Consider the following 20,063-nt stretch of genomic DNA (forward strand, 5'->3'; position numbering starts at 1 on the left):
CACCACGAGGATCGGACGTGCATGGCTTCCCCCAACGACCTGACGGCAACCCCGAACGTGACCGGCAGCTGGCTGCCGGTCACCGCCGCTCAGTCCGAGGTATGGGTCGCCCAGCGGCTGGCCCCGCAGAGTCCGGCCTACAACATCGCGCTGACCATCGAGGTGAACGGTCCGCTCGACATCGCCCGGTCGGCCGAGTCCGTGTACCTGACCATCCGCCGCGCGGAGGCGCTGCACGTGCGGTTCGCGGTCGGGCCGGACGAGGTGCTGCGGCAGCAACGACTCGATCCGGGCGCGTGGACGCTGCAGGTCGTGGACCTGCGGGACCGGCCGGATCCCGCGGCCGCGGCCCGTGCCTGGGTCGAGAGTGACATGCAGACCGTCGCCGAGCTCGAGAGCGACGAGGCCCTGTTCACCCAGGCGATCCTGCGGATCGACGACGACCTGACCTGGTGGCACCAGCGGTACCACCACAGCATCGTCGACGGGTACGGGATCGTGCTGCTGGTCGAGGAGGTCGTCGGCAGGCAGGAGCACCCGGACCTCCTGTTCGACGAGCGGGACTGGTCGCTGCAGACCGCGATCGATGCGGACGTCGAGTACCGCTCCTCGGGCCGGCTCGAGGCGGACCGCGCGCACTGGCTGGAGTGGCTGGCCGACGCCCCCGAACCTCCCGTGCTGCTGCCGCCGTCCCCGGACCCCTTCGCCCCGCCGATCAAGGCCAGCGTCGAGCTCGACGCCGAGACCGTCGCGGGGCTGTACCGGTTCGCCGACGCCCAGGGCATCCGGCGTACCCGGATCCCGTTCGCGATGATCGCCGCCTACCTGCAGCGGGTCAGCGGGCTGTCCGACCTCATGCTGTCGGTGCCGCTGACCGGCCGCACCGGGCGGGCGCTGCGGCACCTGCCGTCGATGGCCTCGACCATTCTGCCGATGCGGCTGCAGGTCGACGGCGACGGCACGCTCGCCGCGCTGACGGCGGACATCGACCGACGGTTGATCGGCCTGCTCAGGCACGGCCGGTACCGCGGCGAGGACCTCGCCCGGGAGATGCGTGCGCTGGACCCGTCCAGGCGGGTGTTCGGTCCCGGCGTCAACATCGTGCTGTTCGAGCACTCGATGAGCTTCGGCGGCAATCCCGCGTTCGCCCGGAACATGGTCACCGGCGCGACCGGCGAGCTCGACTTCACGGTCCAGCGCGGTCAGGAGGGCGAGTCGATCCGGATCGACCTCCGGGTGGGTGCGGGTCTCGAGGACGACCTCGAACGGCATCGCGTGCAGCTCACCCACTTTCTCGGACAGCTCGCCGCCGACCCGGGCGCGCCGTTCTCGCGCTTCGACGTGATGTCGGACGAGCAGCGCCGCCGCGTGCTGGTGGACTTCAACGACACCGCGCGGCCGCAGCCCGCTCGGACCGTGCCGGACCTGTTCTCGGCGCAGGTGGCCGCGACGCCCGACGCGGAGGCGCTGGTCGCAGGCGAGACGCGGCTGACGTACCGGGATCTGGGCCTGCGGGTCAACCAGTTGGCGCGGCACCTGTCCGATCGTGGACTGCGGCCGGAAGAGGTTGTCGCGGTGGGCTTGCCGCGATCGGCGGAGATGGTCGTCGGGCTGCTCGCGGTCATGGTCGCCGGCGGCGCCTTCGTGCCGCTGGACCCGGCCTGGCCGACCGACCGGCGCGAGCAGGTGCTCGCCGACGCCGGTGCCCGTCTGGTGCTCACCGGCCGGGGCGGCGTCGAGGTCGACGCCGAGTCCGCGGTCGCCGTCGACCTCGGCGACTGGGCGCACGGGGAGCGCTCCGGGGAGCCGGTCCACCCGCGGCTGGACAGCAGATCGCTCGCCTACGTCATCTTCACCTCCGGGTCCACCGGCAGGCCCAAGGGCGCGATGATCCGGCACGAGGCGATCTGCGCGCGGTTGCTCTGGCAGGTCGAGGAGGTGCTGCACTTCGGCGCGGACGACGCGTCGCTGTTCAAGGCGCCGCTGTCCTTCGACATCTCCGTGAACGAGATTCTGCTGCCGCTGGTTTCGGGTGGTCGGCTGGTGGTCGCCGAGGCGGCCGGGGAGCGTGACCCGCACTACCTGCTGGACCTGATCGAACGCGAGCGGGTCACCTTCGTCTACCTGGTGTCCTCGATGCTCGCCGTCCTGCTCGACCTCGCCGAGGACACGGCCGCGCTGGACGGGCTGCGACACGTCTGGTGCGGCGGGGAGGTGCTCACCCCGGAGCTGTTCGACCGGTTCCGGGGTCAACTCGGCACCACGCTCTACCACGGGTACGGGCCTGCGGAGGCGACCATCGGTGTCTCCCATGTGATCTACCGCGAGCGCGCGGAGCGCATCGCCACCTCGATCGGCAGGCCGAACCCGAACACCCAGCTGTACGTGCTCGACTCCCTGCTGCGGCCGGTGCCGCCCGGGGTCGCCGGGGAGCTGTACGCCGGCGGCTACCTGCTCGGCCGCGGCTACGTCGCGGCACAGGCGCTGACCGCCGCCCGCTTCGTCGCGAACCCCTTCGCCGACAATGGTTCCCGCCTCTACCGCACCGGCGACCTGGCGCGCTGGTCGGAGGACGGCACGCTCGACTTCGTGGGCCGTGCCGACAACCAGGTGAAGATTCGCGGCATGCGGCTCGAGCTCGAGGACGTCGAGGCCGCGGTCACCGCCCACCCCGGGGTCCGGCAGTGCGCGGTGCTGGTCCGCGAGAACGGCGGCGCCAGGTACCTGGCCGCGTACGTGCTGCCCGACGGCGACGACCTGGACGGCACCGCGGTCCGGGACTGGGCCGCGACGAAGCTGCCCGACTACATGGTGCCGACCGCGGTGGTCGTCCTCGACGAGTTCCCGCTCACCGCGAACGGCAAGCTGGACCGGCGTGCCCTGCCGGAACCCGATCTGCGCGCGGGTCTTTCGGGGCTGGCGCCGCGGACCGAGCTGGAACGAACGCTGGCGACCGTCGTCGCGGGCGTGCTCGGACTGGACGAGGTCGGCGTCACCGACGACTTCTTCGCCCTCGGAGGCGACAGCATCGTGGCCATCCAGGTGGTCAATCACGCGCGAGCCGCCGGGCTGCGTCTGACCGCCCGCGACATGTTCGCGCTGCGCACGGTGGCCGCGCTCGCCGTCGAGCTCGAGAGCCGGGGCGTCGACGGGGTGGTCGGCATCGAACCGGACACCGAGGACGAACCGCTCGGCGAGATCCCCGCGACCCCGATCGTCGCGCGTGCCCAGGAGACGGGCGAGGCTGTCGCCCGGTTCCATCAGTCGGTGCTGGTGCGCACCCCGGCCGGACTCGCCGAGTCGGCGATCCGGGACGCGCTGGCGGCCCTGCTCGACGGGCACCCCGCCCTGCGGGCCCGGCTGGTGCGGGGCGAGCGCTGGACGCTCGAGGTGACCGAGCCGGGCGTGCCTGACGCCGGGGAGCTGTTGCGCACCACAGTGCTTCCGGGCGCACCTGACCTGGCCGCCGAGGTTTCACGCGAAACATCCTCGGCCGCAGGACGGCTCGACCCGGACGCCGGCGTGATGCTGCAGGCCGTCTGGTTCGACGGCGGCGAGTCCGGACCCGGTCGGCTGCTGCTGGTGGTCAACCACCTGGTCGTGGACGGGGTGTCCTGGCGCATCCTGCTCGAGGACCTGGCCCGGGCGGGCTCGGCCGCGACAGTCGGGGCACCGATCGACCTGCCGCCCACCGGCACCTCCCTGCGGCGCTGGTCGCAGCTGCTCGGCGAGCGCGCGCGAGCCGGTGCGTTCGACCACGAGCTCGACTACTGGCGGTCGGCGGCGCTGCCGGACGTCGCGCAATTGGGAACGCGGGCACTCGATCCCGTCCTCGACTTGTGCGGGGCCGCGGAGTCCCTGACCGTGGACCTGGCGCCCGAACTGACCGGGCCGCTGCTCTCCTCGGTGCCCGCGGCGTTCGGCGGCCACGTCAACGACGTGCTCCTGACGGCACTCTCGGCCGCTCTCACCTCGTGGGGTGGCAACGACTCGGTGGTTGTCGACCTCGAGGGCCACGGACGCGAGGAGGAGGCTGCCGGGCGGCCGGTGGACCTCGGCCGGACCGTCGGCTGGTTCACCAGCCTCTACCCCGTCCGTCTCGACACCGGGCGCCTCGACCCCCGTGACCCCGCCGCGCTCGCGTCCGCGCTCAAGGCGGTCAAGGAACAGCTGCGCGCGGTGCCGGGCAACGGGATCGGCTACGGCGCACTGCGGTACCTCACCGACACCGGCGCCGACCTCGGCCTGGCCGCCGACCCCCAGGTGCTGCTGAACTACCTCGGGCGGGTCACCGCGGGGGCCGGTGCCGACTGGCTGCCCGAGACGATGACCGGCGCCGCGGACCCCGACGCCCCGATGCGGCACGCGATCGAGATCGACGCCGTAGCCGAGGACGGTCCGGCCGGGCCGACGCTGCGCACCACCGTCACGTGGGCGCCCGGCGTCCTGGGCCGCGACCGCGTCGAGGCCCTGACGCGGGAGTGGACCGCGGCGCTGACTGCGCTCGCCGGCGCTGCCCACCTGGGCGGGGCCACCCCGTCCGACTTCCCCTCCGTGCGACTGGCCCAGTCCGACGTGCACCAGCTCGAGACCGCGGTGCCGGAACTCGCGGACGTGCTCGCGATGACACCGCTGCAGGAGGGCATCTACTTCCACAGCGCCTTCGAGGACCAGCGGCCCGATCCGTACGTGGTGCAGCAGATCATCGAGCTGACCGGACCCGCAGAGCCGGCCGCGCTGGCAACCGCGCTGCAGACGCTGGTCGACCGCCATGCGGCGCTGCGCACCGGACTGCACGCGCTCGCCGACGGCCGGGTCGTGCAGGCGGTCGCCACCTCGGTGCCCGTGCCGATGGACCACGTCGACCTGACCGGTCTCGACCCGGACGAGGCGGAGGCCCGGATCCGGCGGATCCTCGACGAGGAACGGGTCCGCGGGTTCGACCTCGAACGGGCGCCGCTGGTGCGGTACGTCCTGGTGACGTTGGGACGGGCGGGCGAAGCTGCGGTCGAGCACCGACTGTTGCAGTCGATCCACCACATCGTGGCCGACGGCTGGTCGGTGCCGGTGATGCTGCGCGAGCTGATGGCGCTCTACGCCCCCGACGGACCAGCGCCCAGCCTGCCGACGCCGGAGCCGTACCGGAACTACCTCGGCTGGTTGGGTTCCCGCGACCGTGAGGCATCGCTCGAGGTGTGGCGGGCCGCGCTCGCCGGGGTGGCCGAGCCGACCGGCGTGAGCAGCGGCGAGCCGACCGGTACCGGCGCCGTCGCCGAGATCACCGTCGCCCTGCCCGCCGACCGGACCGCGGCGCTCGCCGCCTTCGGTCGGTCGCACGGCCTGACGCTGAGCACGATCGTGCACGGCACCTGGGGTCTGCTCCTGGGCCGGCTCACCCACCGTCGCGACGTGCTCTTCGGTTCGACCGTGTCCGGGCGCGGCGGCGACCTGCGCGGCATCGAGTCGATGGTCGGGCTGTTCATCAACACGGTTCCAGCGCGGCTGCGGTTCCGGCCGGAGGAGTCGGCGGTGTCTGCGCTCGCGCGCTGGCAGGACGAGCAGTCGACGCTGCTCGATCACCAGTACCTCGGGCTGAGCGAGCTGCGCCGCCTGACCGGGCTGCAGGAACTCTTCGACACCCTGGTCGTGTTCGAGAACTACCCGATCGGCGAGGGCGCGGTCGCCGACCCGACCGGTCGGCTCGAGATCACCGGCATCACCTTCCAGGAGAACCCGCCGTACCCCGTGACGCTGATCGTCGCACCGGGCAACGAGCTCCGGCTCGAGGTGAAGTACCAGACGGCCGTTGTCGATTCGGCGACCGCCACCTCCCTCGCGAACGGCATGGTCGCCTTCCTCGGCGAGCTCCTGCGCGGCGGCGAGCAGCCGATCTCCGGACTCGCACTGGTCTCCGACCGCGAACGCGAGGAACTCGAGGCGGGATGGGCGGCGTCCGCGAATCCGATCGAATCGCGCACCCTCACCGACCTGCTCGACGAGCAGGCCGCGCGCACACCCGACGCCGTCGCGGTGGAGTTCGGCGACGACTCGCTGACCTACCGGCAGTTGCACGGGCAGGCGAACCGGATGGCGCGCAACCTCGTCGAGCTGGGTGTGGGCCCCGAGTCCGTGGTGGCGATCGCGCTCGGGCGCTCGATCGAGCTGATGGTCGCGCTGCTGGCGGTCGGCAAGGCGGGCGGGGCATACCTGCCGCTGGACCTGGACTACCCCGCCGAGCGGTTGGCGTACATGCTCACCGACGCGTCGCCGGTGTGCGTGCTCACCGACGGGACCGTCGTCGACACCGACGTTCCCCACTTGGTGGTGGATCTGTCGGCACTACAGGGCGATTCGGAGGCCGCCCCGGTGGCCGCAGACGCGGTCGCGACGAACCCCGTCTACGTCATCTACACCTCGGGATCGACCGGCCGGCCGAAGGGCGTGCTGGTGCCGCACCGCGGCGTGGTGAACCGTCTGTTGTGGATGCAGTCCGAGAATCCCCTCGAGGTGGGGGACCGGGTGCTGCAGAAGACGCCGTCGAGCTTCGACGTCTCGGTACCGGAGTTCTTCGGTCCGCTCGTCGCGGGCGCGACGGTGGTGCTGGCCGAGCCCGGCGGGCACCGGGACCCGGCCTACCTGGCGGGGCTGATCGCGGACCGCGGCATCAGCCGGGCCCACTTCGTCCCGTCCATGCTCGAGCTGTTCCTCGCCGAACCCGCTGCCGCCCAGTGCGGCTCGCTCGAACTGGTCGCGTGCTCGGGAGAGGCGCTGCCGGCGACGTCCGCACGCCGGTTCGCTGAGGTGCTCCCCGGCGTGCGGCTCGACAACCTGTACGGGCCGACCGAGGCCGCGGTGGAGGTCAGCTACTTCTTCGGTGCGCAGGCGCTGCCGTCGGACGCGACGACGGTGCCGATCGGGTCGCCGGTCGCGTCGACCCGGCTCTACGTCCTCGACCAGTACCTGAACCTCGTGCCGTCGGGTTCCGAGGGTGAGCTGTATCTGTCGGGGCCGCAGCTGGCGCGCGGCTACCTCGGGCGGTCCGCCCTCACCGCGGACCGTTTCGTCGCCGACCCGTTCGTCTCGGGTGAGCGGATGTACCGCACCGGTGACCTGGTGCGCTGGGCCGATTGGGTCGACGACGCGACGGGGACGACGACACGCGAACTGGAGTACGTCGGCCGCGCCGACGATCAGGTGAAGCTGCACGGCTTCCGGATCGAGCTCGGCGAGGTCGAGGCGGCGCTACTGGCCGCCCCCGGTGTCGCCCGCGCCGCGGTCATGGTGCGTGCGGACGTGCCCGGCCGCCAGCAACTCGTTGCCTACGTGGTGCGCTCCACGCAGTGGAGTGGAACCGGAGTCCAGGATCTCCACAGCCGCACCACCGCGGCGTTGCCGCAGCACATGGTGCCCAGTGCCTTCGTCGAACTCGACGCGCTGCCGCTGACGCCGAGCGGAAAGCTGGACCGGAAGGCGTTGCCCGCGCCCGACTTCTCGGTCGCGGTGTCGGATCGGGCGGCCGGCACCGGCGCCGAGGGTCGGCTCGCCGGGCAGTTCGCGGAGGTGCTCGGCCTCGACCGGGTGGGTGTCGACGACGACTTCTTCACCCTCGGCGGTGACAGCATCCTCGCGATCCGGTTGGTGAACCTGGCTCGGCGCGACGGCATCACGCTGACCCCACGGCAGATCTTCGAGCTGCGCACCCCCGCGGCGATCGCCCGGCTCGTCGACGAGACCGTCGCGGTCGCGGGGGCACCCGCCGCCGACGCGACGCCCGCCGTCGACGGTGTCGGTGAGGTCGTGCCGCTGCCGGTCGTGCACCGGCTGTCCGAATGGTCCGGCGGCACCGACCGTTTCAACCAGGCGATGCTGTTGCACACCCCCGCCGGCGCCGACGCAGCAAGCGTGGCGGCGGCTCTCGGCGCCATCCTCGACCATCACGACGGACTGCGAGCCCGGCTGACCCGGCACGCGCCGGGCGTGTGGACCACCGAGACCACCGGCGCGGGCTCGACCGCCGTCGGCCCGTTGCTGACGGCCGTCACCGTTGAGGACCAGGAGTCGCTGCGCCGCACCGTCACCGAGCAGTCCGAGGCCGCCACCGCACGGCTGGACCCCGCCGCGGGCGTGACGGTGCAGGCAGTCTGGTTCGATCTGGGACCCGACGCGGCGGGCCGGCTGCTGATCGTCGCGCACCATCTCGTCGTCGACGGGGTGTCCTGGCGGATCCTGCTCGAGGACCTTGCGATGGCGTACGTCGCGGTGTCCTCCGGCCAGCAGCCCGTCCTCGACCCGGTGGGTACCTCCCTGCGGGGGTACTCCGCGCTCGTCGCCTCGGACGCCCAGCGGCGGGATCGGGTCACCGAACTCGATCACTGGACCGCGACCACGCGGCCGGGTGCCGCGCTCGTGCCGGAGGCGACCGGGCCCGCCACCGTCGGAACCGGTGCCCAGCACAGGATCTCGCTCTCGATGGACGACACGGTCGCCGTCCTGACCGCGGTGCCGGCGATGGCGCACGCCGACGTGACCGACGTGCTGCTCACCGCGCTGCGGATCGCCGTCACCCGCTGGCACACCGACACCGGTCGCGCCGAGTCGGACCTGCTCGTCGACCTGGAACGGCACGGCCGCGAGGAGCTGGCACCGGGCGTCGACCTGTCCCGGACGGTCGGCTGGTTCACCAGCATCAGCCCGGTCCGGCTCCGTCCGGGCCTCGATCCGCTGGCCGAACTCAAGGACGTCAAGGAGCGCCTGCGCGGTGCGCCGGACGGTGGCATCGGCTACGGCATGCTGCGGTACGCCAACGCCCGCACCGCCGGAGTGCTCGGCGGCCGCGAGCAGTCGCAGATCCTGTTCAACTACCTCGGCAGGATGCCCTCCGCCGAGCTGGGCGGAGCGGCCGCATGGACGCCCGCGCCTGAATCCGACTCGCTGTCAACGGATCCCGACGCCGATATGGGCGGCCCCTACCGGCTGATCGTCAATGCGATGTGCGAGGACACCTCCGACGGACCCGTCCTGACCGCGGTGTTCGGCCGTTCCGAGCTGGGGCTGACGGACTCCGACGGCGACGCGCTGAGCCGTGGCTGGGCCCAGGCCGTGCGCGAGCTGGTCGCGGCCGCGGCACGGCACGACGGTCCGGGCGCGCTGACGCCGTCGGACGTGCCGCTGCTGGCGCTCACCCAGCCCGAACTGGACCGGATCGCCGAGCTGTCCCCGGCCGGCGTCGACGCCGTGTGGCCGCTGTCGCCGCTGCAGGAGGGACTGTACTTCCAGGCGACGTTCGACGCGGGTGCCGACATCTACACCGCGCAGTTCTCGCTGGACTTCGAGCACCACCTCGACGTCGACCGGCTGGATCGGGCCATGCGCACCCTGCAGCGTCGAAACCCAACGCTGCGAGCGGGTTTCGTCAGCGAGGGCCTGGGATCTCCGGTGCAGTTCGTCACCGCCTGCCTCGCCGTCCCGATCACGGAGTACGACCTGCGTGAGCTCGATCCGGCGGACCGGGAGGCCCACGCGGCCGGGCTGTCGGCCACCGACCGGCTCACCCCCTTCGACCTTTCCGCGCCACCGCTGTGGCGCGCGATGGTGATCCGACTCGACGACGATCGCGATCGACTGGTGGTCAACCGGCAGTTCCTGCTGTGGGACGGCTGGTCCAACGGCATCGTGGTCAGTCAGCTGCTCGCGCTGTACGAGTCGGGCGGCGACGACAGCGCGTTCCCGACCGTCACGGGCGGATTCGAGGACTACCTGGATTGGTTGTCGGGACGCGACGCCGACGAGGGGCGCGCCCGGTGGCGCGAGGCGCTGGCCGGACTCGACGAACCCACCCTCGTCGGCTCCGCGGTGCCAGGCGAACCCGTAGCGCCGCAGCGCCGCGACGCGGTGCTGCCGGCGGACCTCGGCGAGCGGTTGCGGACCCGGGCGGCCGGCACCGGGGTCACCCTCAACGCCATGCTGAGTAGCGCGCTGGCGCTGGTCCTCGGCACCCAGACCGGCCGGTCCGACGTGGTGTTCGGTACCACCGTCGCCGGCCGGCCGCCGGAGGTCGAGGGCCTCGACGCGGTCGCGGGACTGTTCCTCAACACCGTCCCGGTCCGGACCACCCTCCGGCCGGCCGAGACAGTCGCGGAACTGCTGCGCCGCAGCCAGTCCGAGCGGCTCGGGCTGATGCCGCACGACTACCTGGGCCTGGCCACCATCCAACGCGAGTCCGAGCATCGCCAGCTCTTCGACGTGCTGTACGTGCTGCAGAACTTCGTCGACGAGAACCAGGTGTCGGCGCTGAACGACGCGCACGACATCAGCGGCGGCGACAGCATCGACCACACCCACTACCCACTCACGGTCGTGGTCACGCCCGGCACCCGGATGCGGGTCAAGTTCGAGTTCCGGCCCGAGCGGATCGAGGCCGAGACGGTCGAGGCGATGCTGGCCCGATTCGTCGCGCTGCTCGAGGGATTCGCCGCCGACGTCAGCGTCGCGGTGGGCTCGTTGGACCTGTCGCTGGCGGGGGAGCGGGTCGCGCTGACCGCCCGGCCCGCCCTGCGGGAGCTGCCCGAGGCGACGATCGCCGACCTGTTCGCGCAGGCCGCCGAGCGCACGCCCGACGAGGTCGCGCTGGTCTTCGGTGCGCGGCGGGTCACGTACCGTGAGCTCGACGGGCGGATCAACGCAGCGGCCCGACTGCTGCTGGCCCACGGCGCCGGCCCGGAACGCATTGTCGCGCTGGGCCTGCCGCGGTCGGTGGACATGGTCGTCGCCCTGTTCGCGGTGCTGCGCACCGGATCGGCGTACCTGCCGCTCGAGCTGGACCATCCCGCGGAGCGGCTGCTCGGGATGCTCGACGACGCACGGCCGGTCGTGCTGGTGACCACGCCGGCGATCCGCGAGACCCTGGCCGGATTCGACGGTGCCACGGTCCTTCTCGACGAAACTGTCGCAGGCCGTGCCTCCGGTGCGTTGACGGACGAGGAACTCGGGGCGTTCGCGCCCGGAACCCCGGGCCGACTCGACCACCCGGCGTACGTCATCTACACCTCCGGTTCGACCGGTAAGCCGAAGGGCGTGGTCACCGGGTACCGCGGGTTGACCAACATGCAGTTCAACCACCGCGCCGAGATCTTCGATCCCACGATCGCGATGACCGGGGGCCGCAGGCTGCGGATCGCGCACACCGTCTCGTTCGCCTTCGACATGTCCTGGGAGGAGTTGCTCTGGCTCGTCGAGGGCCACGAGGTGCACATCTGCGACGAGCACCTGCGCCGCGACGCGGAGGCGCTCGTGGCGTACTGCGACACGCACCGCATCGACGTGGTCAACGTGACTCCGACCTACGCGCAGCACTTGTTCGAGGAGGGCCTGCTGGACGACGGACCGGGCAGGCATCGGCCCCCGCTGGTCCTGCTCGGCGGCGAGGCGGTGCCGGACTCGGTGTGGAATCGCCTGCGAGACACCGACGGAACGTTCGGCTACAACCTGTATGGTCCCACTGAGTACACCATCAACACACTCGGTGCGGGCACCGGTGACTCGGTCACCCCGACCGTCGGCACACCCATCTGGAACACTCGCGCGCACATCCTCGACGGCTGGCTGCGGCCGGTGCCGGACGGAGTGCCGGGTGAGCTGTACATCGCCGGTATCGGTCTGGCGCGGGGCTACCTGGACCGTTTCGGCCTGACCGCGGAGCGATTCGTGGCGGACCCGTTCGAGGTCGGCGGTCGCATGTACCGCACCGGCGATCTGGTGCGTCGCGGCGCTGACGGACAGATCGACTACCTCGGTCGCACCGACGACCAGGTGAAGATCCGCGGCCACCGCATCGAACTCGGCGAGGTCGAGTCGGTGCTCGCCGGGCTCGACGGGGTACGGCAGTGCGCGGTGATCGCGGCACCCGGACCCGGCGGCGTCAAGCGCCTCGTCGCGTACGTCGTGCCCTCCGGGACTGTGAGCGATGTGCACCCCAACTGGGGTGTTCAGCACGCGCAGGCGCTGCGCGCGAGCCTGCCGGAGTACATGGTGCCGAGCGCCTTCGTCGCGACCGAGTCCCTGCCGATGACCGTCAACGGCAAGCTCGACGTGCGCGCGCTGCCTGCGGTCCCGGAGGCGGTGGGCGGCGGTTCCCGCGGGCCGGCTGATCACGTCGAGGAGGTGCTGTGCGCACTGTTCGGTGAGGTGCTCGACGTGACCGAAATCGGCGTAGAGGACAGCTTCTTCGACCTCGGCGGGCATTCGCTGTTGGCGACCCGACTGATCAGTCGCGCCCGGTCGGCCTTGGCCGCCGAGTTGTCCATGCGCGACCTGTTCGAGGCGCCCACCGTGGCGGAACTGGCGCAGCGGGTCCGGGGCCGCGACGGCGCCGTTCGACCGGCGCTGACGGCGACGGCGCGACCGGAGGTCCTGCCGCTGTCCGCCGCCCAGCAACGGCTCTGGCTGATCCAGCAGATCGAGGGGCAGTCGGCCGCCTACAACTTCCCGATCGTGCTGCGCCTGCGCGGTGACCTCGACACCGTGGTGTTCGGCGCCGCGCTCGCCGACGTCGTCGCCAGGCACGAATCGCTGCGCACCGTGTTCACCGAGACCGACGGCGTTCCGGCGCAGCGGATCCTCGACACGGCGACGCCCGAGCTGACGGTGGTCGACGGCACCGAGGACGCCGTCGCGGACCTGGTCCGGGAGGCCGTGCTGCGGCCCTTCGACCTGACTCGCGAGATCCCGGTGCGCGGCAGCGTGATCCGGCTCGGCCGCGATACCGACGGATGCGGCGACCAGGTGCTCGCGCTGGTGCTGCACCACATCGCCACCGACGAGTGGTCCGACCGGCCCTTCCTGCGCGACCTGATGGTGGCGTACGCGGCGCGGTCGGGCGGCCAGGCTCCGCACTGGGAGCCGCTGGCGGTCCAGTACGCCGACTACACGCTCTGGCAGCGTGACCTGCTCGGCGACGCCGCCGACCCGGAATCGGTACTGAGCCGGCAGCTCTCGTACTGGGAGACGCTTCTCGACGGGGCGCCGGAGGAGCTGGCGCTGCCCACCGACCGGGCCCGGCCCGCGCGGCCGAGCTTCGCCGGCGGGGCCGTCGAACTAGACCTCGACGCCGGGACCACCGCGCGACTGCGGGCGATCGCCGCCGAACGGGGCGCGAGCATGTTCATGGTGCTGCACGCCGCCGCGGCAGCGTTGCTCTCCCGGCTCGGTGCGGGCGAGGACCTGCCGCTGGGTGCGCCGATCGCCGGTCGCACGGAGGAGGGACTCGACGACCTGGTCGGCTTCTTCGTCAACACCCTGGTGCTGCGTACCGACGTCTCCGGCAATCCGACCTTCACGCAGCTGCTCGACCGGGTCAGGGAACTGGACCTGGCGGCGTTCGCCAACGCGGACGTCCCCTTCGAGTCGGTGGTCGAGCGCGTGAACCCGGCTCGCACCCTGGCGCGAAACCCGCTGTTCCAGGTGATGGTCGGCTACCACAGCCGCACGGCGGACGTGACCAGCAGCGCTGACTCCCGAGCCGGAGGCCGAGAGGTGGGCGACCTGACGCTCGAGGCGGTGCCGCTCCAGGAGCGCACCGCGAAGTTCGACCTGGTGTTCAACTTCACGGAGTACCTGCACGAGGACCGGATCGCGCTGCGGCTCGAGTACGGCGCGGACCTGTTCGACCGGTCCACCGCCGACGCCGTCGCTCGCCGGCAGCTGGCCCTGCTCGTCGCGGTCGCGCGCGACCCGGAGGCCCCGGTGGGTGCGGTCGACGTCTTCCTGCCGGGCGAGCGGGAGCGGGTTCTGGTGGCGTTCAACGACACCGGTCGCGTGGTGCCGGAGGAGACCCTGGACGAATCGTTCGCGCGCTGGGTGCGGGCCACGCCCGACGCGGTTGCCGTCGTGGACGAGCTGGGCGCCGCGACCTACGCCGAGCTCGATCGGCGATCCGACCGGATCGCCGCGTTGTTGGCCGCGCGCGGCGTCGGCGCGGAATCGGTGGTGGCCCTCGCCGTGCCGCGATCGGTGGACATGGTGGCCTCAGTGCTGGCGGTGCTCAAGGTCGGAGCGGCGTACCTGCCCCTCGACCTCAACCACCCCGCCGACCGGATTGCGTACCTGCTCACCGATTCCGCCACGGCGGTACTGCTGAGCACTCGAGCGGAGTCCGAGCGGATCGCGCAGGTGCCGGGGCTGACCCGGGTGCTGCTGGACGAGCCCGGCACGGTCGCCGAGCTCGCCGCGGCGGTCGCGCCGCGGCGAGTCGTCCCGGCGGGCATCGACCACGCCGCGTACGTCATCTACACGTCCGGTTCCACGGGCCGGCCGAAGGGCGTGGTGGTCTCGCACGAGGGCATCTCGAGCCTCGTCGCGACCGCGGAGGACCGGATGCGGCTGACCCCGGGTTCGGTGGTGATGCAGTTCGCCTCGGTCGGCTTCGACGTCGCCGTGTTCGAGCTGTCGATGGCGCTGTGCACGGGGTCGCGGCTGGTGATCGTGCCGGACCGGTCCCGGGTGGCCGGGCCGGAGCTGACCGACTTCATGCACGAGCACGCGGTGACGCACGCGATCATCCCGCCGTCGCTGATGGCCGCGCTGCCCCCGGGGTGCGTGGTCCCCGAGGGCTGCACCGTGCTGGTGGGCACCGAGACAGTGCCGCCGGACCTGATCGGTCGGTGGGCGGAGCGGCTGAATCTGCTTGCCGCCTACGGCCTCACCGAAGCCACGGTGAACAACACGCTGTGGCAGGCGCAGCCCGGATGGAACCAGGCGGTCCCGATCGGCATCCCCGACCCCAACGAGCAGGCGTTCGTCCTCGACGCGCGGCTGCGGCCCGTTCCGGTCGGTGTGGCGGGCGAGTTGTACATCGCCGGTCGTGGCCTGGCCCGCGGGTACCTCGGGAAGCCCGGTCTGACGGCGGGACGGTTCGTCGCCAACCCGTTCGGGCCCGGCCGGATGTACCGCACCGGTGACCTGGCGCGTTGGCGAGCGGACGGCAACGTGGACTTCCTCGGTCGCGTCGACGACCAGGTGAAGATCCGGGGCTTCCGGATCGAGCTCGGCGAGATCGTCGCCGCGCTGGCCGATCACCCGGAGGTGAACCAGGCCACCGTGATCGCCGATCGGGACGGCGGAATCGCCCGACTGATCGGGTACGTGGTGCCCGTCGACGGCGCGGTCGTGGACCCCGCCTCGGTGCGTGCGCACGTGGCGGCGTCGCTGCCCGACTACATGGTGCCGAGCGTGGTGATCGCGTTGGTCGGGGCGTTGCCGCTGACCCCGAACGGGAAGCTGGACCGGAAGGCGCTGCCCGCGCCGGACTGGGCCGAGCTGACCGGTGACGTCGCGCCGCGCACGGAACGCGAACGGGTGCTCGCGGAACTGTTCGCGGAGATCCTGCACCTGCCCTCGATCGGCGTGCACGACAACTTCTTCGAACTCGGCGGGCACTCGATGGCCTCGATGCAGTTGGTCGGGCGGGTGCGGGCCCGGCTCGGCGCGCAGCTGAGCATCCGGGAGGTGTTCGACTCGCCCACCGTCGCGGAGCTCGCCGCGCTGACCGAACGGGCCGGGGCGGGGGAGCGACCGCTGCTCGTCCCGGTGCCGAGAAGCGATGGCGACGTGCGGTTGTCGCCCCCGCAGCGCAGGCAGTGGCGGCACTACCGGGACTCCGCGACCGCCAGCCACGCCCTGTCGCTGTACCCGGAGCGTCCGCTGGACGCCACCGCGCTGGCGGCGGCCCTGGCCGACGTGGTCTCCCGGCACGAGCCGCTGCGGACCGGGTTCGTCGAGCGCGACGACTGTGCCGAAGGTCGCTCCGCGGGCTCCGCTCCTGCCGTGTTCGGCCGGGCGGTGCCCGCGCCGGAGCTCGATCTCCTCGACGCGGGCGACGGGGACCTGCGCGCGCTCGTCTACGAGCTCGCTCAGCGTCCGATGGACCTGGGCGCGAATGCGCCCCTGCGTGTCCACCTGGTCGAGGGCGCCGGCGGCGAGCAGGCGCTGCTGTTGGTGATGCACTACCTCGCCGTCGACGAGTGGTCGGTGGTGCCGCTGCTCGGCGAGCTGCTCGCGGCCTATACCGCCCGCGTCGCGGGATCGGCACCGGTGCTGCCGGAGTTGCCGGTGGGCTACCGCGACTACGTGGCGTGGTCGGATCAGGTGCTCGGCGATCCCGCGGACGAGTCGAGCAGGCACGCAACCCAACTCGCTTACTGGCGGGACCGACTGTCCGGGCTGCCGGAGCATCTCGCCCTGCCGGGCGAGCGGCCCGGTGGTGCGCCGCGCGGCGAGGTGGTCGGCCTGCCCATCGACGAGCGGCTGCACGAGGACATCGACGCACTGGCGCGCCGGACCGGGTCCTCGATGTTCATGGTCCTGCAATCCGCTCTGGCGGTAGTGCTGACGGAATCGGGTGTGGGCGAAGACCTTCCGATCGGAGCCCTCGTCGCCGGTAGGCCGGAGGAGGCGTTGTCGGGGTTGATCGGTTGCTTCTTCGGCACTGTCGTGCTGCGGACCGACACCTCCGGAGATCCGACCTTCGCCGAGCTGCTGGCGCGGGTCCGTGAGAGCAACCTGTCGGCCCTCGATCACCAGGACGTCGGGTTCGACGAGGTGGCAAGTGATCTCGGCGGTGACGTGTTGCGCCCCCAGGTGACGATCGTGCATCACGAGCAGGCTCGCCTCGACGTGGTGGACGGCGTGTTCGGCGGTCTCCTGCCGGTCCCGGTCGGCGCACCCGTCTCGGACCTGACCTTGAGCTTCTACGAACCCGTGGGACCGGGGCCGGTGCACGCGGTGCTGGGCTATCGGGCCGACGCGCTGGAGCAGGATCGGGTACGTGCGCTCGCCGATCGGCTGCACGCGGTGCTCGTCGCCGTGTGCGCGGACGAGGGGCTTCGGGTCGGGGAGGTGGGCCGGTGAGGGCGAGCGTCTTCTTAATTAGGATAGGCTGCGCTACTATTCGGCGCGGGCCGAGTGTCGGGGCCCGAGCATTGTCAGCAACGAGCACCGCGGCCGCCGGACCATCCGGCGAGGATGGATAACTGTCATGGAATCGACACGCACGGACGAGGTGCTGGACATCGTCGGCGTGGGCTTCGGCCCGTCGAACCTCGCGTTGGCCATCGCCATCGAGGAGCACAACGCCACGTGTGCGCCCGCCGACCGGATCACCGCGCGGTTCGTCGAACGCCAGGAGCGGTTCGTCTGGCACCCGGGCATGCTGCTCGACGGGGCGACCATGCAGATCGCGTTCCCCAAGGATCTGGTGACATTCCGCAACCCGGCGAGCACGTTCAGCTTCTTCTCGTACCTGTTCGACCGCGGCCGGCTCGTCGACTTCGTCAACCACCAGACCTTCTTCCCGACCCGGCACGAGTTCAACGACTACCTGCAGTGGGCCGCGGGCCGAGTGCACGCCGACGTCCGCTACGGCGCGGCGGTCACCGGGGTGACCGGCGTGCGCGGGCCGGACGGCGTCGTCGACGAGTTCGAGGTCGCGACGGCGGACGGGCAGATCGCCCGGGCCCGCAACGTCGCGGTCGGGGCGGGCCTGCGCGAGCGCATCCCGGAGTGGGCGACGACGTCGCCGCGGTGCTTCCACAACCACCAGTTCCTGTTCCGCATCGAGGAACTGCCCGAGGTGCGGCACCAGCGCTTCGTGGTCCTCGGTGCCGGGCAGAGCGCGGCGGAGGTGGTCCAGTACCTGCACCGCCACTACCCGCAGGCCGAGGTGCACAGTGTCTTCGCGCGCTACGGGTACAGCCCCGCCGACGACAGCCCGTACGCGAACCGGATCTTCGACCCGGCCACCGTCGACGAGTTGCACGGCGCCGCGCGCGAGGAGCGGGAGCGCCTGCTGTCGCTGCACCGCAGCACCAACTACTCGGTCGTCGACATCGAGCTGATCAACGAGCTGTACACGACCGAGTACCAGGAGATGGTCCGGGGCGCGCGCCGGCTCTTCATGCGCCGCGCGTCCGAGATCTCGTCCGTCGTGGACGGGCCGGACGGTATCGAGGTCAGCGTCCGCAGCAACCTCGACGGGCTCACGGACACGCTGATGTGCGACGCGGTGGTCCTTGCCACCGGGTTCACCCCGACCCCGCTCAGCACCCTGATCGGCGATCTCGCGCCCGCGGGCGGCGAGGTGACCGAGGTGCGACGGGACTACCGGCTGGTGACCTCGCCGGACGTTCGGGGCGGGATCTACCTGCAGGGTGGCACCGAGAAGACACACGGGCTGACCGCCTCGCTGCTGTCCAATGTCGCGGTTCGGGCGGGTGAGATTCTCACTTCGGTGCTGGTTAACCGATCCGGTTCGCCCGTTGTTGATATTGTCGAGGCTTCCACAGGGGTGGATAGTTCGAAGAACGAGTTTGCGACAAGCGAGGCCAGATGAGCACCAATCCTTTTGACGACGAAGACGGTCGCTTCTACGTTCTCGTCAACGACGAGGACCAGCACTCGCTGTGGCCGACCTTCTCCGAGGTGCCGCAGGGTTGGCGTGTGGTCTTCGGCGAGGACAGCCGACAGGCGTGCGTCGAGTACGTAGAGAAGAACTGGACCGACATGCGTCCGAAGAGCCTGCGAGAGGCCATGGAGAAGGACAAGGCCGCCGGTAACGGCTAGGACCTTTCCTTTCGGTCGACCCGCTCCGGGTCCGTTCTGCGGTGACGCAGGATCGGACGCCGGAGCGCGTCTGTTTTACGGAGCATGCGCGGCCGACGGAGGGTGCGCGCCGCCCACTCGCCGAGCGTGACGCCCGCCGCGAGCGCCACTCCGATGCCGAACGCGGACAGCAACGACCCCAGCCCGTCCAGCAGCTGGTCGTTGAGCAGCGCGTACAGGCTGCGGTACAGGGCCAGGCCGGGTAGCAGCGGTGTGATGCCGGCGACGGCGATGACCTGCGGCGGGGTCAACGCGCGGCGGGCCATCAGGCCGCCGACGAATCCGACCACCGTCGCGGCGACGGCCGAACTGATCACCGGACCGACGCCCAGGCCCAGGACCAGGTAGTACACCAGAATTCCGGCCGCACCGCCCAGTCCGGCCGCGGTCAGCGCACGCCTCTCCGCGTAGCAGGCGACGGCGAAGAACAGGGACGTGAACGCGCCGGCGACGACCTGCACGTGGATCTGGGTCAAGGCCGGCGAGAGTGCGGGTGGCACCGTCACTGGCAGGGTCGAGCCCGCCGCCGCCGCGATGCGCAGCGTGATCGCGACACCCGCGATGATCCCGCCCGTCATCATGAGGACCTCGAAGAACCGGGCGACGGCGGTGACCGGCGCGCCGGTGATCGCGTCCTGGACCGAGCCGACCAGCGCCAATCCGGACAGCAGGACTATGACGCCCGCGGCGATGACCAGGGAGGGCTGGATGCCGGATCCGATGTGGTCGCGGAAGGCGTAGAGCACGCCGGCGGGCGCCGCCGCGATCATGCCGCCGGTGACCTGCTGGAAGAAAAACGGCAGACCGATCCGGTTGAGCCTGCGGTTGACGCGGTCGATCACCATCGTGGTCAGGAAGCTGATGATGGCGACCAGCCAGTTGCCGCCCAGCAGCACCGACGCCGACCCGGCCATCGCGGCCCAGGCGAAGGTCGCGGTCCAGCGGTTGTAGGGATGTGCGGCCGCGGTGATCGCCTCGAGCGCCGCGAGTGCCTCGTCCGGCTCGACGGCCTCGGTGCGCAGCCGACGGGTGAGCCTGTCGACAGCGGCGAGGCGGGTGAAGTCCAGCGACCGGTAGTGCACGACCCGCATGCTGGTGGCGGGCGGCATGGTGGGGCCGCGTTGTGCGCTGACGCGGATCGCGTTGTAGGTGACGTCGACGTCGCACCGGGCGAGCCCGTAGGTCGCGGCCACGAACAGCACCTGGTTGGTGGTGTCGATGGCGGAGGTGCCCGACGCGAGCAGTACTTCGCCCGACCGCACCGCCAGGTCGAGCACCTCGGCGACGCGGGCGTCGTCAGTGAGGTCGATCGGTCGCAGCGGGGTGGGCGCGGCGGTCGGGGCGTCGACCACCGCGCGCTCCTCGCCGATGAGCTTGTTCAGCGAGGTGACTGCGCCGCGCCACCTCGACAC

Annotated in this window: 4 protein-coding genes; 3 read left to right on the top strand and 1 reads right to left on the bottom strand. The window is 71.5% G+C overall.

The features are described from left to right. Positions 1–21: 21 nt before the first annotated feature. From ACFXGJ_RS05050 to ACFXGJ_RS05060, 3 genes are all read left to right on the top strand, one after another. On the top strand, positions 22–16,902 hold the full coding sequence (locus ACFXGJ_RS05050) for an amino acid adenylation domain-containing protein (protein WP_378617120.1): 16,881 nt from the start codon (positions 22–24) through the stop codon (positions 16,900–16,902). Between the two features lie 127 nt (positions 16,903–17,029). After that, positions 17,030–18,382, top strand: a complete 1,353-nt coding sequence (locus ACFXGJ_RS05055) for a lysine N(6)-hydroxylase/L-ornithine N(5)-oxygenase family protein (RefSeq protein ID WP_378617122.1) — start codon at positions 17,030–17,032, stop codon at positions 18,380–18,382. Continuing rightward, a complete protein-coding gene (locus ACFXGJ_RS05060) occupies positions 18,379–18,612 on the top strand; it encodes an MbtH family protein (protein WP_007532125.1) in 234 nt (77 codons plus the stop codon). The genes ACFXGJ_RS05055 and ACFXGJ_RS05060 overlap by 4 nt, the downstream gene beginning before the upstream one ends. Here the strand turns inward: ACFXGJ_RS05060 and ACFXGJ_RS05065 are convergent. After that, on the bottom strand, positions 18,609–20,063 hold the full coding sequence (locus ACFXGJ_RS05065) for a threonine/serine exporter ThrE family protein (RefSeq protein WP_378617124.1): 1,455 nt from the start codon (positions 20,061–20,063) through the stop codon (positions 18,609–18,611). The genes ACFXGJ_RS05060 and ACFXGJ_RS05065 overlap by 4 nt on opposite strands.

Origin of the sequence: Rhodococcus sp. NPDC059234, assembly GCF_042754225.1 — a bacterium.
Lineage (GTDB): Bacteria > Actinomycetota > Actinomycetes > Mycobacteriales > Mycobacteriaceae > Rhodococcus_G.